Origin of the sequence: Paenibacillus forsythiae T98 (assembly GCF_000520735.1) — a bacterium.
Taxonomy (GTDB): Bacteria; Bacillota; Bacilli; order Paenibacillales; family Paenibacillaceae; genus Paenibacillus_AQ; species Paenibacillus_AQ forsythiae.
Genome location: NZ_ASSC01000003.1, coordinates 1 through 14,232 on the forward strand (window position 1 = coordinate 1; position 14,232 = coordinate 14,232).

Annotated in this window: 13 protein-coding genes and 1 pseudogene; 11 read left to right on the plus strand and 3 right to left on the minus strand. The window is 53.5% G+C overall.

Features of this window, described 5'->3' with window-relative positions; genetic code table 11:
- From L692_RS0100030 to L692_RS27380, 4 genes are all read left to right on the plus strand, one after another.
- Nucleotides 1–485: nitrogenase component 1 (locus L692_RS0100030; protein ID WP_025696043.1), on the plus strand; the 485-nt coding region annotated here is incomplete at its 5' end.
- Between the two features lies 1 nt (nt 486).
- Nucleotides 487–1,944 (plus strand): nitrogenase component 1, encoded by a 1,458-nt coding sequence (locus tag L692_RS0100035; protein ID WP_025696044.1) that lies wholly within the window; start codon nt 487–489, stop codon nt 1,942–1,944.
- A 239-nt stretch (nt 1,945–2,183) separates the two neighbouring features.
- Nucleotides 2,184–2,855, plus strand: a complete 672-nt coding sequence (locus tag L692_RS0100040; RefSeq protein ID WP_025696046.1) for a Na-translocating system protein MpsC family protein — start codon at nt 2,184–2,186, stop codon at nt 2,853–2,855.
- 138 nt (nt 2,856–2,993) lie between these two features.
- Nucleotides 2,994–3,392 carry a response regulator gene (locus L692_RS27380; RefSeq protein WP_025696048.1) on the plus strand — a complete coding sequence of 133 codons (399 nt, stop codon included), beginning with the start codon at nt 2,994–2,996 and terminating at the stop codon, nt 3,390–3,392.
- 310 nt (nt 3,393–3,702) lie between these two features.
- On the opposite strand, the gene L692_RS0100050 is transcribed toward L692_RS27380, so the two are convergent.
- Both L692_RS0100050 and L692_RS0100055 read right to left on the minus strand, forming a co-directional pair.
- Nucleotides 3,703–4,335, minus strand: a complete 633-nt coding sequence (locus L692_RS0100050; protein ID WP_025696050.1) for a GGDEF domain-containing protein — start codon at nt 4,333–4,335, stop codon at nt 3,703–3,705.
- 214 nt (nt 4,336–4,549) lie between these two features.
- Nucleotides 4,550–5,128 carry a PBECR4 domain-containing protein gene (locus L692_RS0100055; RefSeq protein ID WP_025696052.1) on the minus strand — a complete coding sequence of 193 codons (579 nt, stop codon included), beginning with the start codon at nt 5,126–5,128 and terminating at the stop codon, nt 4,550–4,552.
- A 422-nt stretch (nt 5,129–5,550) separates the two neighbouring features.
- Between L692_RS0100055 and L692_RS0100060 the strand changes: the two genes are divergently transcribed.
- Nucleotides 5,551–6,987, plus strand: a complete 1,437-nt coding sequence (locus tag L692_RS0100060) for an amino acid permease (protein ID WP_025696054.1) — start codon at nt 5,551–5,553, stop codon at nt 6,985–6,987.
- Between the two features lie 36 nt (nt 6,988–7,023).
- On the opposite strand, the pseudogene L692_RS0100065 reads toward L692_RS0100060, so the two are convergent.
- Nucleotides 7,024–7,650 (minus strand): annotated as a pseudogene (locus L692_RS0100065) (LysE family translocator); the annotation flags it as partial.
- A 564-nt stretch (nt 7,651–8,214) separates the two neighbouring features.
- Here L692_RS0100065 and L692_RS0100070 point away from each other — a divergent pair.
- From L692_RS0100070 to L692_RS0100110, 6 genes are all read left to right on the plus strand, one after another.
- On the plus strand, nt 8,215–9,294 hold the full coding sequence (locus L692_RS0100070) for a bifunctional 3-deoxy-7-phosphoheptulonate synthase/chorismate mutase (protein WP_025696058.1): 1,080 nt from the start codon (nt 8,215–8,217) through the stop codon (nt 9,292–9,294).
- Nucleotides 9,295–9,447: 153 nt separating this feature from the next.
- Entirely contained in the window at nt 9,448–9,696 is a 249-nt protein-coding gene (locus L692_RS0100075; RefSeq protein WP_025696060.1) for an HPr family phosphocarrier protein, read from the plus strand.
- A 360-nt stretch (nt 9,697–10,056) separates the two neighbouring features.
- On the plus strand, nt 10,057–10,896 hold the full coding sequence (locus L692_RS0100080; RefSeq protein WP_312001182.1) for a prohibitin family protein: 840 nt from the start codon (nt 10,057–10,059) through the stop codon (nt 10,894–10,896).
- Between the two features lie 209 nt (nt 10,897–11,105).
- Entirely contained in the window at nt 11,106–11,783 is a 678-nt protein-coding gene (deoC, locus tag L692_RS0100085) for a deoxyribose-phosphate aldolase (RefSeq protein WP_025696063.1), read from the plus strand.
- A 425-nt stretch (nt 11,784–12,208) separates the two neighbouring features.
- Nucleotides 12,209–13,513: a homocysteine synthase gene (locus tag L692_RS0100100; protein WP_025696065.1), complete on the plus strand. Its 1,305-nt coding sequence runs from the start codon at nt 12,209–12,211 to the stop codon at nt 13,511–13,513.
- A gap of 299 nt (nt 13,514–13,812) precedes the next feature.
- On the plus strand, nt 13,813–14,232 hold a 420-nt coding region (locus tag L692_RS0100110; RefSeq protein WP_025696067.1), incomplete at its 3' end, for a hypothetical protein.

Genomic DNA, 14,232 nt, shown 5'->3' on the forward strand with positions numbered 1-14,232 from the left:
GGGCCTTGGAGGGGCTGCGGCTGAACGGAGTCTCCGTCTTCATCGACCTTCCTCCGGAGCAGGCGTTCGGCATAGCCGACTTTGTGGAAGAGCTGGGAGGAGAAGTTGCGGCGCTGAGTGTGACCCATGCCGACAGCTCGCATGTCTTAAGACTCAGGGAGTGGGCCGGGCGGAGTAATCCGCAGGTGTACATTCAGCCGGGACAGCCATTCGAGAAGATCAACGCACTGGGGAAATTAAAGCCCGGCCTGTATATCGGGCGGGGAGAAGCCGCCGTATGGGCGGCAAGAGCCGGGATCTCCGCAGTCGCTGTGGACTCCGTGGATTTGTATGGCTTCGGGGGCGCCCGGGCGCTCGCCCCGCTGTTTGCCAAGGCGCTGCGCAACCCGTCGCTCAGCCGCTATTTAAGCGCCGGCGGCTCCTCGTACCGGGCGGGCTGGCTGAGCAAGAGCGCGAGCTGGCATATCAAGCAGGAGGTGAAATAGGATGGGAACGACGACGGCGGGAAACCGGAACAGCTGTATGCTGCATGGAGCGGTCCAGACGATCAAGTCGATTGAAGGCGCTGTGCCGATCATCCATTCCACCTCGGGCTGCGGCGTCCAGCAGTATGCCGGAGTCAGCAGCCTGAGCGGAAACGGCGGTTCCGGCTACACGGGCGGCCTCGGTATTCCGTCAACCAATTTTCTGGAAAGACAGGTCGTGTTCGGCGGAAGCTCCAGACTCAGAGAGCAGCTTAAAAATACGGTAAAGATCAAGGACGGCGACTTCTACGTCGTGCTGACAGGCTGTACGCCCGAGCTTGTCGGGGACGATGTGCCGGCGATGACCAAAGAGTTGCAGGAGCAGCAGTACAAAGCCGTCTACATCAGCACTCCCGGCTTTAAGGGAAGCCTTCATAACGGTTATACAGCCGCGCTGACGGGCCTGCTGCGCCAGTTCGACAAGCTTACCCTCACGCCCGGAGAGAAGGGGCCAATCGAGAAGAATGGCCGGCTTGTGAATCTGCTTGGCATTATTCCCGAGCAGGATGTGTTCTGGCGCGGAAATCTGAAGGGGCTTAAGGATAGCCTGAAGGGGATCGGCGCGAACGCGAATGTGCTGTTTGGCCCGGACGCGGACGCGCAGGAGTGGACGACCATTCTTAACGCGGCGCTGAATGTCTCGTTCTCCGCGCACAGTCTGGAGGTCTGTGAATGGCTGGAAAGCAACGCGGGCATTCCCTATGTTCACTTTGACGGGTATCCGGTAGGCGCGCAGCAGACCGGTGAGCTGTTGAGATGCATCGGGAAGCAGCTTGATCTGGAGGAAGAGAAGGTCGAGTCCTGGATTGCCCGCAAGGAGAACGGTGAGAGGTACTATATTTTGCAGTTTCTGGATGCCTACTACAAGTATGGCTTTCAGAAAAAGTTCGCCCTGGTTGGCGACAGCGCAGCCGTACTCGGACCGGCCCGCTTTCTGACCGATCCGCTCGGTCTGCTGCCGGCCCTGATTATCGTTACCGACGATCTTCCGGAGCAGGTTAGGGATTCGATGGTCCGTCAGTGGAAGGAATGGCACCCGGATTCGGAAGCGAAGCTTGTATTTGAGAGCGACGCGAAGATTATTGAGGAGCTGCTGCTCGCCGGGGATATCGAGCTGCTGCTCGGAAGCTCGATTGAGCGCCGCGCCGCGAAACGGAAGGGGATTCCATTTGTGCCTGTATCGTTTCCGGTAGCGGACAGAATCGTGCTGACGAAAGGGTACGCCGGATTTGACGGGGCGTTCACGCTGCTTGAAGATGTGGGCGGCAGCATCCTGGGCCATGATTCAAGACCTTCACCGGATCAAACGGCCGCCGGGTGCGGCGAAGCGAAGGAGGCAGGAGATCAGCAGCGGCTTTATCCGGAATCGGCGGAGAGATTCAATTTCGGGGAAAATCAAATGAAGCGAAACCGGGTATGATAAATTGACAGGAACAGGCCGGAAATGACCGGTCTTTCCTTTTGCGGGGGCGAATATGCGCGCATTTTAGCGAAAGAACAGGTTTTTCGGCAGCCGGGCGCACCGCCTGGAAATCAGGCGCATTTTTCTATATACGAAGCGAGCAGAAGATATTATACTTAGTTAGCGAACCATTTTTTTCAGCAGGCGCCTCCCCAGGGCTACCAAGAACTTGAGAAATTGATGCTGGAGGAAAATGAATGAGCACTATTGACCTGGCGGGCCAGCTTTCCAGTTATACGGGAAGATTGCTTCGGGAAAGGTTCGGAAGAGGGCCTGAATCCGTGCACGCTTCTATCGCGAAACAATGTATAGCGCTGCATATTCGCAATTTTATAGGACCGGTGGAACGTTTTTTGCTGAGTAAGGAGGAGGAGCAGGCCTTTCGCTATACGCGCGAGCTGCTGATGAAATCCCTTCTGCCCGAATTGTCCTCTTATTTAAAAGATCAGCTGGAGATTGAGATCAGTGAGCTTTTTTATGATTGGGGTATACATAATGCTTCAGGAATGATTGTGGCTCTGATCAAGGGCGGCGAAGCGTTCACTGATAAATACGCCAAGCAGGATGAAGTCCATAATCAGATTAACGAAGTAAGCAGCAAGGTTCAGAGATTTCCTGATATTACGACTTCCTGGTGGATCAATCCCAGAACGCTGATTATCAAGCGGGAGGGCATAATGATTCCGCTGGAGAAAGAACTGATTGATCTGGGCTACGAGAATACGCTTAAGACGACCAAGCGGAAGATGGAGAAGCGTTATTTGGAGACGACCACCATCGCGCCGTTGCTTGGCAAGGAATTGGCCGATATCTACGTGGACTGGGATTTCACCAAAGATAAGAGTGTCATCGCATATACGTTCAACTAATATATGGTTAAGGCAGAAATGGGTCGGACATGCAAATGAGCCGAACATAAGCCGAGGGAAGGGGGGGAGTCCCCCTTTCTTCGGCTTTTTCATTTTTGCGGCAGTCTTGATATAGTGGGAGCTATTAGGGGGTCAACGATGGGAGAACATATGCAGAAGGTTCTGTATGTGGAGGATAATCCGCTCAATATGGCGCTGATGCATCATCTATTCAAAAAAAACCTGCCTTTCGTCATGCTTCTTGAAGCCGAAACGGGCGAGCGGGGACTTGAAATGGCTGAGCGGCAGCGGCCGGATCTTATCATTCTTGACATCGGTCTTCCGGGTTTGAACGGATATGAGACGCTTGCATGCTTGCGCCGGGAGGAGAATACCCATCAGATCCCGGTTCTGGCGATTAGCGCATTTGCCCAATTATCGGATATTGCGAAGGCGCGGCAGGCGGGATTCGCCGGATATATAACCAAGCCTATTCGGGTGAGAGCCTTTACGGAAATCGTGCAAGGACTGCTTGCCGAAAGAGAGGGACAGGTTTAGCCGGGCTTGAACTATCATTTATGCAACAGACGCTCTGGGGAAAAGGGCCCGCTCCGGATCATGAGGCGGCGGTGCCCGGGGTTGCTGAAAGGAACAGGGAGCAATCTGGCGTAGGCCCGGCAGCTTTTCCGGTATGAGACAGGACGGAGAGCCGATGAATACAGCCGGCAGCCGGATCTAAAACGGGGGGGCCCCAAAAGGACATCCCCCAAACATAAAATCCTGAAAAGTCCCTTGCTCCGCATCAAAGTGGGGCAGGGGACTGGTTGTTCAGATTGTGAGACAGGCCCATAAATATAGAGTGTCATGCCTATGATTTTTTCTGATTGTACATATTGCGGTCGGCGAGCGTAATCAGCATCGATAGAGCGTTGTCATCGTCGGGATATATGGCGGAACCGATAGAGATATTGACCGGCAGATTCATCTTGCCGGATAGACGGGTGATCCCGTTCTTGATCCGGAGCTTGATCTCTTCCACCTCGGATGGGCTGGAGCACAGTCCGCACAGCAGAAACTCATCTCCTCCCCAGCGGACGGCTATTGTCCGTTTGTTGCTCTCCTGCAGCAAAATCTTGCTGATTTCAATAAGCACCGTGTCGCCGGTCTGATGATTCAGCGTATCATTGATCCACTTGAAGTTGTCGCAGTCGATGGCAAGGACAAATACTTTATGCCCGGCGCGGTCCGCGGCCGCCATCATTCTGGTAATTCGAGCCTCCGTATTTCTTCGGTTATAGAGTCCGGTCAATGGGTCCCTCTCGGAATGAAAGACGGCCCGGTCGAACTGAAGCCCCGCCCAATAGCATATCACCGTAAATAGGGGATATCCCAACCATTCCGGCATCGTGATGCTTCCACCGCCAAGCGCGTCGTAAAGGAGATAGAAGCTGTGCATCACAAGAAAAATGCCAATGGTCGCAATCCTTCCTGTATATTTCATAAATAACACCTCACAACCCCATGTAGTAGGCTGATAGACCTATGCTATGTAAGTATACCATTCTGTTTATCGAAATTTTACTTGAAAATTTTTATATATTCTGAGTAGGTAATTTTGCATGGAGAAAGGCTTTAAGAGGGTCCATTTAAATTTGTGGTGATGCATGAAAAAGCCGCTTTCGATAAGCGGCTTTAACCTGGAGCTTGCTTGAATGTTACATCCAACCCTCGTTCAATGGAAGTTCCTCAACCATCTTTACGCCGATCCGTTTCCTGGCTGGGAGTTGGTTGCGAATAAGAACGGATATAGGCGCATAAAAAATTGTGTTTTTCGTCTGCCGCAACTTCAGTTGGACAAATACTTTTCCAAATCGATTATACACTTCCCAGTTTGCGCGTATTTCATCATATCTTGGATCAAGTTCCAGAAATGTTGGCGCTTTGACGATTTGATAAATAAGCGGGAAAGCTAAAAGGCGTTGTTTATCCTTTTCGAATTGTCCAGAACTTATTTTCTTCAACGATTCAAACGTAATAGTTCCATTTTTCAAACTATGATGTCCCTGAATGGATTTGCCCGCTTGTCCAGGTATAAAATGATGAATTCCGAGTAAGTGGCATAAAGCCCCGTCTTCGAACCGAACCCTTATTTCTTGAGTCCTATGCTTGATGTGAAAGCGAAACTGCCGATTCATCAAGTATTGTTCGTAGAAAGCAGCAATCGTTTGTAGCGAAAGCTCTTCAGGGCTGGGTATATAATTTATGGTGAGCAAATCTGCTACAGTAAGAGACAAGTTATTTTCCCCTAAAATGAGAAACGACCTTGATGCGCTCAAGGTCGTTTCATGATGATATGTTTCGGCAACGGCAGAGACATTCTCCCTGCGGGATGGCACCTAGACAAGAACGCCTTTATTGCTGACGTTATTGCAGCGTTATAAACGCCTTTATTATTTTACACCCTTCATTGCACAATTAGCTGAAATGAAGAGGTGCCGCCCGGCGCGGTACGCGAAGTGCCGATGTTGATGATGCCATTCACGTATTTTTCAACAGTCGCATTTAGCTGCGCTGTACAATTATTATAACCAGTGGCCCCGAAAATGTACACACAGAATCGCCCTTTTGCTTTTAAATTCCTTTGCATATACATCAAAAAGCGCAAAGCAGGCATGCTAACAGAAGCATGAAAATGACTTTAAGCGAGGATGGAACTATGGGAGAACAATCGGTTTCGAAGGATAGCGGGAAGCTCAAGTGGTGGCAGCTGTCTTTGCTGGGAGTTGCGGGAACGATTGGAACGGGATATTTTTTGGGATCGGGTCTGGCGATTATGATTGGCGGCCCGGCTGTCCTGATCGCTTACCTCTTGGCCGCAGCGGGCACCTACGTTGTCTTTGACGCGCTGGCCCGGATGACGGCGGATCACCCGGAGCAGGGCTCCTTCCGTTCCTATGCGCAGAAGGCGTTCGGGGGATGGGCGGGGTTCGGAAGCGGATATGTCTACTGGTGCTCGGAGCTGCTCATTATGGGCAGCCAGCTAACGGCCTTGTCCATCTTCTCAAGGTTCTGGTTTCCCTCTGTTCCGATGTGGATTTTCGCAGCGGGATTCGGTGTGCTGAGCCTGATTATCGTCTTTTTTGGAAACAAGGGGTTTGACAAGGTTGAGAATGTGCTGGCCGTCATCAAAATGGCCGCGATTCTCATGTTTCTGATCATTGCGGCCTCACTGCTTGCGGGATGGATCGATGGCGGGCGGTTTAAGCCGAATGTGCCGCTCGCGGCCGAAGAGTTTTTTTCAAAAGGCGGATTGGGACTTTGGTCGTCCTTTATTTTTGCCTTTTACGCCTATGGAGGCATTGAGGTGCTGGGGATCATGTCTTACCGGCTCCGCAAGCCCGAGGAAGCGCCCAAAGCGGGAAAGATTATGCTGCTGACGCTGGCGGCGGTGTATGCCCTGTCGATCGCGTTGGCCGTTACGATGGTGCCGCAATCCAGATTCAATCCGAAGGAAAGCCCGTTTGTGCTGGCTCTTGGCAGCGACCATTTGGCCTTTGTTCCCCATGTCTTTAACGGAGTGCTGATTGTTGCCGGGTTCTCGACGATGACCGCCTCGCTGTATGCCGTTACATCCATGATGATCACGCTCGCGCAGGAAGGAGACGCCCCGGGGATATTCTCACGGAAGCTGAAGGACAAATATCCGCTGCCTGCGCTCGGGCTGATTGCGGCGGGTCTTGGGGCGACCGTAGTCATGTCCCTCTTGATGCCGGGAAAAGTGTATGAATATATCACCACGGCTGCCGGGTTGATGCTGCTCTACAATTGGTCGTTTATTTTGCTGTCTTCCGCCAGGCTGCTGAAGCCCGCCAAGCTCAGCGGCGTCAAACGCTGGTGCGGGCTGATCTTGATAATCGCCGCTGTGACCGGAACGGTATTTCACCATGAGAGCCGGCCCGGCTTGTTCATCAGTCTGCTGCTCGCAGCGCTGATTGCCGGATGCGACGCAATTGTCCAGCATGTGCGGGGCGGCCGGAGAGGGAAGCCGGGGGAAGCCGATGCAGCGAAGACGTCAGTGAAGGTTGCCCAGGCCGGAAATTCGGGCGGCAGCTTTCGCATCAAGGGAATTCGTCTGCGTAAATCGCGGTTTTGAACAAGCCGGTTTCTTGCGGACCTGTACGCTTTTAGTGGTGAAAGAGCAGCTTGGCCGCTCCAGCCCGAAGTACAGACCGAAGCCGACCAGCGACAGTCCGGACAATATGGACAGACGTTTCAGTACACGGTTCGTCAGGAATTTTCGAAAAAAACTGGCGGTGCCGGCCATACTGAAGTCCCAGAGCAGAATCCCCAGGACGATGCCGCCGCTGTAAAGAAGGAGCTGCCGCATGGGATATTCTTCGGACGCCTTGGCCAGCACGGAGCCGTAAATGCCCAGCCAGAACAGGATGGACAGCGGATTAAGCAGCGACATCAGAAATCCGGAAAGCAGGGATTTGCCGAGCGAGTCAGCTTCCCGCCTTGGCCCGGAGAATGAAATACGCCCGGCGTCCCTGATGCTCTCGATGCCGGTGTAAATCAGGACGAGAAAGCCGAAGAGCCACAGAAAAGCCTTGATATAAGGGGATTCCAGCAGATGAATGACGCCGAAGTAGACAAGCAGCATATATAGAATATCTGCACAGATGGCGCCAAGCCCGAGAACCCAGGCGTGCCAGAAGCCGCTGCGGAACCCTTTGTCCAATTGGGCGGCGTTGATGGGCCCGATAGGCGCGGAGAGCGATAGACCAAGAATGATATAGCTGATAAAGGTATCCACGATCACGTTACCTCCGTCCGTCGATGGATGATACATCTTATTCGTATTCAGCACGAAGGACAGGTACTACATCTTTTTGGAAAAACAGGATTTTGCCGGGTTAATCGTTCGACGCTTTAATGCGTTGATCAAGACTCTTGCAGCAGGGGGAAATATCCTTTAAGATACCAAAAGAAATAACCGCGCCGTCCTTTCGGGGACCGCAGTTGTTCAGATACCAGCTGCCGGCCGGGCCTGGTTTTGGTTATACCGTAAAAGACGTTGACGAAGAGAGTAAGCGCAAATTCCGGATCTGAACAGGGAAGGCATGCCGAAGACTGAGAGCTGCCTCTGAGACGACTGCGCCGAAGTTCACTTCGTAGTCGGTTCCTGAAGTACCCTTTGCAGGGTATGGGTAGGGAGTCCCGCGCCCCGCGTTACCGGGTCAAGACAGAGCTGATTCTTGCGCATCTTCGCTTGCGCGTCCTTAAGGACGGCTCTAAATTAGGGTGGTACCACGGCTCCTCGTCCCTTGACGGAGAGCCTTTTTGCGTTGTTATAAAACATAAAGGAGTGCAATACATGATGAGTAATGCTGAATTGGAACAATTAAGAAACCGGCTGGATGAGATCAACAGCGAGCTGCTCGCGCTTATTTCGGAGCGGGCCACGGTCGTGCGTGACATCGGGGTTGTCAAAGAGAAGCAGGGGGTGCCGAAATTCGATCCTGAACGGGAAAAAAAGATGCTGGAGAAGCTCGTTGCGGAGAACAAGGGACCTTTCAGCGAGAGCACAATCCGCACGCTGTTCAAGCAGATTTTCAAGGCATCGCTTGATCTGCAGAGCGCCGAGCATAAGAAGAGCCTGCTTGTCAGCCGCAAGACCCACAAGGAAGACACCGTTATTCTTCTTCCACAGGATGTTGTGGTCGGCGGGGGCGCTTCGCTGATGGTGGCAGGCCCCTGCTCCATCGAGAGCGAGAAGCAGACCCGGACGGTGGCGGCGGCGCTGCAAAAAGCGGGCGTTCGCGTCATGCGCGGGGGAGCTTTCAAGCCGCGTACATCGCCTTATGATTTCCAGGGGCTTGGCATGGACGGACTGCGCATTCTGCGTGAAGCCGCGGATGAATACGGCCTTCTGACTATCAGTGAAATCGTCGACCCGGCGCACATCGAGCCGTCGCTCGACTATGTTGACATTATTCAAATCGGCGCCCGCAACATGCAGAACTTCGAGCTGCTGAAGGCTGCCGGAGAGGTGAACAAGCCGGTGCTGCTCAAGCGCGGACTTGCGGCGACGATGGAGGAGTTCCTGCATGCGGCGGAATATATTATGTCCCGGGGCAACACGCAGGTCATGCTGATTGAGCGCGGTATCCGCACCTATGAGAAATGGACGCGCAACACGCTCGATATTTCCGCCGTTCCGATTCTGAAGCAGGAGAGCCATCTGCCGGTGCTGGTTGATGTGACCCACTCCACGGGCCGCAAGGATATTCTCGTTCCATGCGCGAAGGCGGCGCTTGCGGCGGGAGCCGACGGCATAATGGTCGAGGTTCATCCTGAGCCCGCCACAGCGCTGTCCGACGCGGCGCAGCAGCTCAACATCGACGAGTTCAACACGTTCTTCGACGAAGTGAAGGCGTCGGGATTATACCGGCAATAATCCGCCGTTAAGACGATTCCGTGCTGATGCCGGCTTCAAGCCTTGGGCGAAGAGGGATTTCCCGATTTTGTCAAGATTAGCAGCCCGAAATCCCTTTCAAGCTGCTGCTCCCAATGATAAAATTTGAAGTAACAACCTTGGGAGGGATTCTTTATGCGTGTTCATGATATTACTTTGACCCGCGACTTCTCCTCCGATGACCTCAAGCGTATTTCCATGAAAGCGGGACATTACCTTTCCGAGATTATTCTGCTCAAGCCGGATGCGGTCATCGATGTGAAAAGCTTGCTGGGAATGATGCTGTATCCGCTCAAAAAAGGCTTTGTCATCACCATCCGCACAAAAGGCAAGGATGAAGAAGAAGCGCTGGATTTCATGTGTGAAATTATGGATTCCCGCTGAAGGGCGACAATTCCGAGAGCAGGAGGATAGCCGGGAAGCTGTCTTCTAACAAAAGGAAGCTGAGCTGACCGGCTCCATAAACCGGAAAGCGCAAGTTGCGTGGCATACAGCCCGTGAGCTTGCGCTTTTTTGATGCCGGGCTTGCCGCCGGAGCGCCGGATCGTATGAACCAACCGCTTGCTCGCTTCGCTTAATGATGGGCCGCGCCGTTTTTTCTTGCGGGCTCTGCGACCTTTTACGCGGGCCTGCCGTATACTTTGTATAGCGGAGGGCCGGCAGAGGCCGGGGCAGAATGAATTTGAGTTACAGGCACAATATCCCGGCAAGGGCTTTCCCGTAAATTATTTAGGGGGAATGTTTGTGAATACCGAAATCAATCCAAAGCAAAGGTCGTTTCGTTCCGGAAAAGTGATCAGCACGGTTGCCGCCATACTCATTGTGCTGCTGATCGGGGGAAATGCATTCTCGACGGTGGAGTACGGGCACGTGGGGCTGTACAAGACATTCGGCAAGCTGAACGATAATGTATTGTCGCCGGGCATCCATTTTAAAATACCCTTCATCCAGTCCATCATCCAGGTCAACACGCAGGTGACCAAGGCGGAAACCGACACCTCGGCTTCGTCGAAGGATCTTCAGCCCGTATCCACGCATGTGGCGGTGAACTTCTCCGTGAACAAGGAGTCGGCGTACAACCTGATGAACAACATCGGCGGAAGCTTCGATTCGGTCATCATCAATCCTGCTATCCAGGAAATTGTCAAGGAAGTTACGGCCAGATATCCAGCGGAGGATCTGATTACCCGCCGCGATGTTGTCGCCGGCGAGATCAGCGAGCATTTGAAGAACCGGCTTGCCAAATACGATTTGATTGTAAATGATATTAATATTGTGAATTTTAAATTCTCTGAGGCGTTTAACGAATCGATTGAAGCGAAGCAGGTGGCCCAGCAGCAGGCGCTGAAAGCGGAGAACGATCTGAAGCGGGTTGAGATCGAAGCGAAGCAAAAGGTCGCGCAAGCGCAGGCCGAAGCCCAGTCGCTCAAGCTGAAGAAGCAGGAAGTGACGCCTGAGCTGGTGCAGCTGAAGCAGATCGAGGTTCAGGAAAAGGCGCTCGATAAATGGGACGGCAAGCTGCCGGCTGTTACCGGGGGGGCGACTCCGTTTATCGACGTCGATGCCCTTTCCGCCTCAAAATAAGCTGGTCCTTAGGCCCCAACCCGGAAAGAACCTCTGGCAGCGAGAGCTGATTCGGAGGTTCTTTTACTGTGTATATTATGTTTGGATGGTTTAGGATGAAATGTCTATTTCTAGGACCATCGGCGGCCATATGCTATGCAAAAAGGTACTCAATTGGTATGATTACAGGGAGTGCAACAAGTCACTATTACTTCTGGAGGAACTTTCAAATGAGCGAAATCAATCTGAACCGAATGATCGATCATACGCTGCTTAAGGCGGATGCCCGAAAAGAAGACATTGTAAAGCTGGCGGAAGAAGCCAAGAGCTATAAATTCGCCTCCGTATGCGTTAACCCTGCGTGGGTTTCCGTTGCCTATGACGTGCTAAGGGACACGCCGGAGGTGAAGGTATGCACGGTAATCGGCTTTCCGCTGGGCGCTTCAACGACGGAAACAAAGGCATTTGAAACGGTGAACGCCATCCGGAACGGAGCGGAAGAGATCGATATGGTCATCAATATCGGCGCCCTGAAGGACGGGAACGACGAACGGGTGAAGCGCGATATCTCCGTCGTGGTGGAAGAGGCGCGCGGGAAGGCGCTGACGAAGGTCATTATTGAGACCTGCCTGCTGACGGAAGAGGAGAAGATCCGGGCCTGCAAGCTGTCCGTTGAAGCCGGAGCGGATTATGTAAAGACATCGACCGGGTTCTCCACCGGCGGCGCAACCAAGGAAGATATTGCGTTAATGCGAAGTGTAGTTGGGCCGGACATCGGCGTCAAAGCCTCCGGCGGCGTGCGCAGCGTGGAAGACGCTCTGGTTATGGTCGGCGCGGGCGCGACGCGGATCGGCACCAGCGGGGGCGTGGCCATCGCCAAAGGCGAGCGGAATATTTCCGGATATTGAACAAATTTTTTGACAAAAACAGGCTGCGGCTGAAGCGGGAAAGCGCTTTGGACGCAGCCTTTTTGAATTTAATTCATTCTTTCTGATAATTCTTAGTGGAATAATAAGAATAAGTCTTTTCAAATGACATTTTTTGTGAGAGAATAGGGGCAATTCTTACTGCTATATAAGATGAACTTAAGACTTTTTTATTAGATATCAGTCGTAGCTACGAGGAATATTTGGACTTCCGGTCGCTGTTGTCCCCGGATTTCTTGGATTTAAACCGCTCTTCGCGGATGAAATCCGGAGACAAAGGCGATCGCTATCTCTCCTACAGTTCCAAACTTCCCCTTCGTTCCTTCTTCATTCTATTGTCATTTTTCAAGTTCATCTTATATAGCGATATAGCGTTTTTTTAAGTTGAACAATGGGAGGAAATAATTATGTCAGAACAAGCCAATCTGTCGTTTGAAACGCTCGCCGTCCATGCCGGGCAGCAAATCGATCCCACTACGTTCGCCCGCGCCGTTCCGCTGTATCAGACTACTTCTTACGGATTCCGGGATGCGGAGCATGCGGCCAACCTGTTCGGACTAAAAGAGTTCGGGAATGTTTATACGCGTCTGATGAATCCGACGACCGATGTGTTCGAGCAGCGGATCGCGGCGCTGGAAAGCGGGGCGGCCGCGCTTGCGACAGCTTCGGGCGCTTCGGCGATTACCTTCTCCATTCTTAATATTGCCGGGGCGGGAGATGAAATTGTATCCTCGGCAAGCCTGTACGGCGGCACTTATAATCTGTTCTCCACGACCTTGCCCAAGCTGGGCATTAAAGTCCATTTCGTGGATTCGGATAATCCCGAGAATTTCCGCAACGCCATCACCGGGAAGACCAAAGCGCTGTATGCGGAAACCATCGGCAATCCGCGGGGTGACGTGCTGGACATTGAAGCGGTTGCCGCCATCGCGCATGAGCATGGGATTCCGCTTATTGTCGACAATACGTTTCCGAGTCCTTACCTGCTCCGCCCGATTGAGCACGGAGCGGATATCGTCGTCCATTCGGCCACCAAATTCATCGGGGGCCACGGCACCTCTATCGGCGGAGTGATCGTGGACAGCGGCAAATTCGACTGGAAGGCCAGCGGCAAGTTTCCGGGCCTGACGGAGCCGGACCCCAGCTACCACGGTCTGGTCTATACCGACGCCGTAGGGCCAATCGCCTATATTATCAAGGCCCGCGTTCAACTGCTCCGCGATATTGGCGCGACGATCTCGCCGTTCAACTCCTGGCTGCTGCTTCAAGGGCTTGAGACGCTGCATCTGCGGGTGGAGCGCCACAGCCAGAACGCGCAGAAGGTGGCGGAATTCCTGGAAGCCCATGAAGATGTGGAGTGGGTAAGCTATCCGGGACTGCCGAGCCATCCATCCTACGAGCTCGCGCAGAAGTATCTGCCCAAAGGCCAGGGAGCGATTCTGACCTTCGGCATCAAGGGGGGAAGCGAGGCGGGCCGCAGGGTGATCGAGAACGTGAAGCTGTTCTCGCATCTGGCGAATGTCGGGGACTCCAAGTCGCTGATCATTCATCCCGCCAGCACAACGCATCAGCAGCTGTCGGAAGAGGAACAACTGTCTGCGGGCGTAACGCCCGAGCTGCTCCGCCTGTCGATCGGTACGGAGGCGATTGAGGATATTCTGAATGATCTCCGGCAGGCCATTGCGGCCAGTCAGGGAGCAACCGTCGGCTGATAATGTCCGTCTCTGAGAGCGCCCGGCCGTCTTGTCGCCGGGCGTATCCTTTAATCCGGCAATTCTTTAAGCTTGAACGATGCGGACGTTACTGTTCGGCGGCTCCCTGCCCCTTCCCTGCCCAAGACACGGGGAGGGGGCTTCGGAGGGCGATTCTCTTGCTCAAAGGGAGGCCCGTACCCGCATATTTCATGATTCCCCTCCGTATGCATTAGAGAGGACGTAGAATAACAGCCGGCGGCAAGCATGGGCAATGAAACGTCCGGCGACAACTCATAACTGAAAAGGTGGGTGCGAAGATGAAGGATAAGCTTGGTCAGGATAACGTAAAGACCTTCAGAGAATATCCGTTTTCATCCGGAACGGCGGCGGAAAAACCGGCAGGAGCGGAAAGCCAGTATCTGCTTGCTTCTTCCCGCGTGTTGCGTCCGGCATTTCTGGTGCTGCCGGAAGGCCGGGAGAATCGTCCGCCTGTCCGCGAACCGGGTTCCACTGCGGCGGGACCTTGCCTGGTCAGAAGTGAAGACTGGCTGAGACAGGGGGACACGCTTTTTGCCGCCTGGCTTTCATCAGGGGATGGACCGGAGGCGGATCTGGCGCTGCGCCGGATTTATTACCGGCTGCGCGACGAAGCGGCCGCGCTGCTGGGATCGCCGGACGGAGAGTGGGCCGCAGTGAGCCTGCCCGCCGTTCCCGAGCTTGCCTCTCGCCCGGATCGG

Excerpts from the sequence above, each read along its gene's own strand:
- L692_RS0100100 (WP_025696065.1), top strand. The coding sequence starts at position 12,209 with ATGTCAGAACAAGCCAATCTGTCGTTTGAAACGCTCGCCGTCCATGCC.
- L692_RS0100075 (WP_025696060.1), top strand. The coding sequence starts at position 9,448 with ATGCGTGTTCATGATATTACTTTGACCCGCGACTTCTCCTCCGATGAC.
- L692_RS0100070 (WP_025696058.1), top strand. The coding sequence starts at position 8,215 with ATGAGTAATGCTGAATTGGAACAATTAAGAAACCGGCTGGATGAGATC.
- L692_RS0100035 (WP_025696044.1), top strand. The coding sequence starts at position 487 with ATGGGAACGACGACGGCGGGAAACCGGAACAGCTGTATGCTGCATGGA.
- L692_RS0100060 (WP_025696054.1), top strand. The coding sequence starts at position 5,551 with ATGGGAGAACAATCGGTTTCGAAGGATAGCGGGAAGCTCAAGTGGTGG.
- deoC (WP_025696063.1), top strand. The coding sequence starts at position 11,106 with ATGAGCGAAATCAATCTGAACCGAATGATCGATCATACGCTGCTTAAG.
- L692_RS0100040 (WP_025696046.1), top strand. The coding sequence starts at position 2,184 with ATGAGCACTATTGACCTGGCGGGCCAGCTTTCCAGTTATACGGGAAGA.
- L692_RS0100050 (WP_025696050.1), bottom strand. The coding sequence starts at position 4,335 with ATGAAATATACAGGAAGGATTGCGACCATTGGCATTTTTCTTGTGATG.
- L692_RS27380 (WP_025696048.1), top strand. The coding sequence starts at position 2,994 with ATGGGAGAACATATGCAGAAGGTTCTGTATGTGGAGGATAATCCGCTC.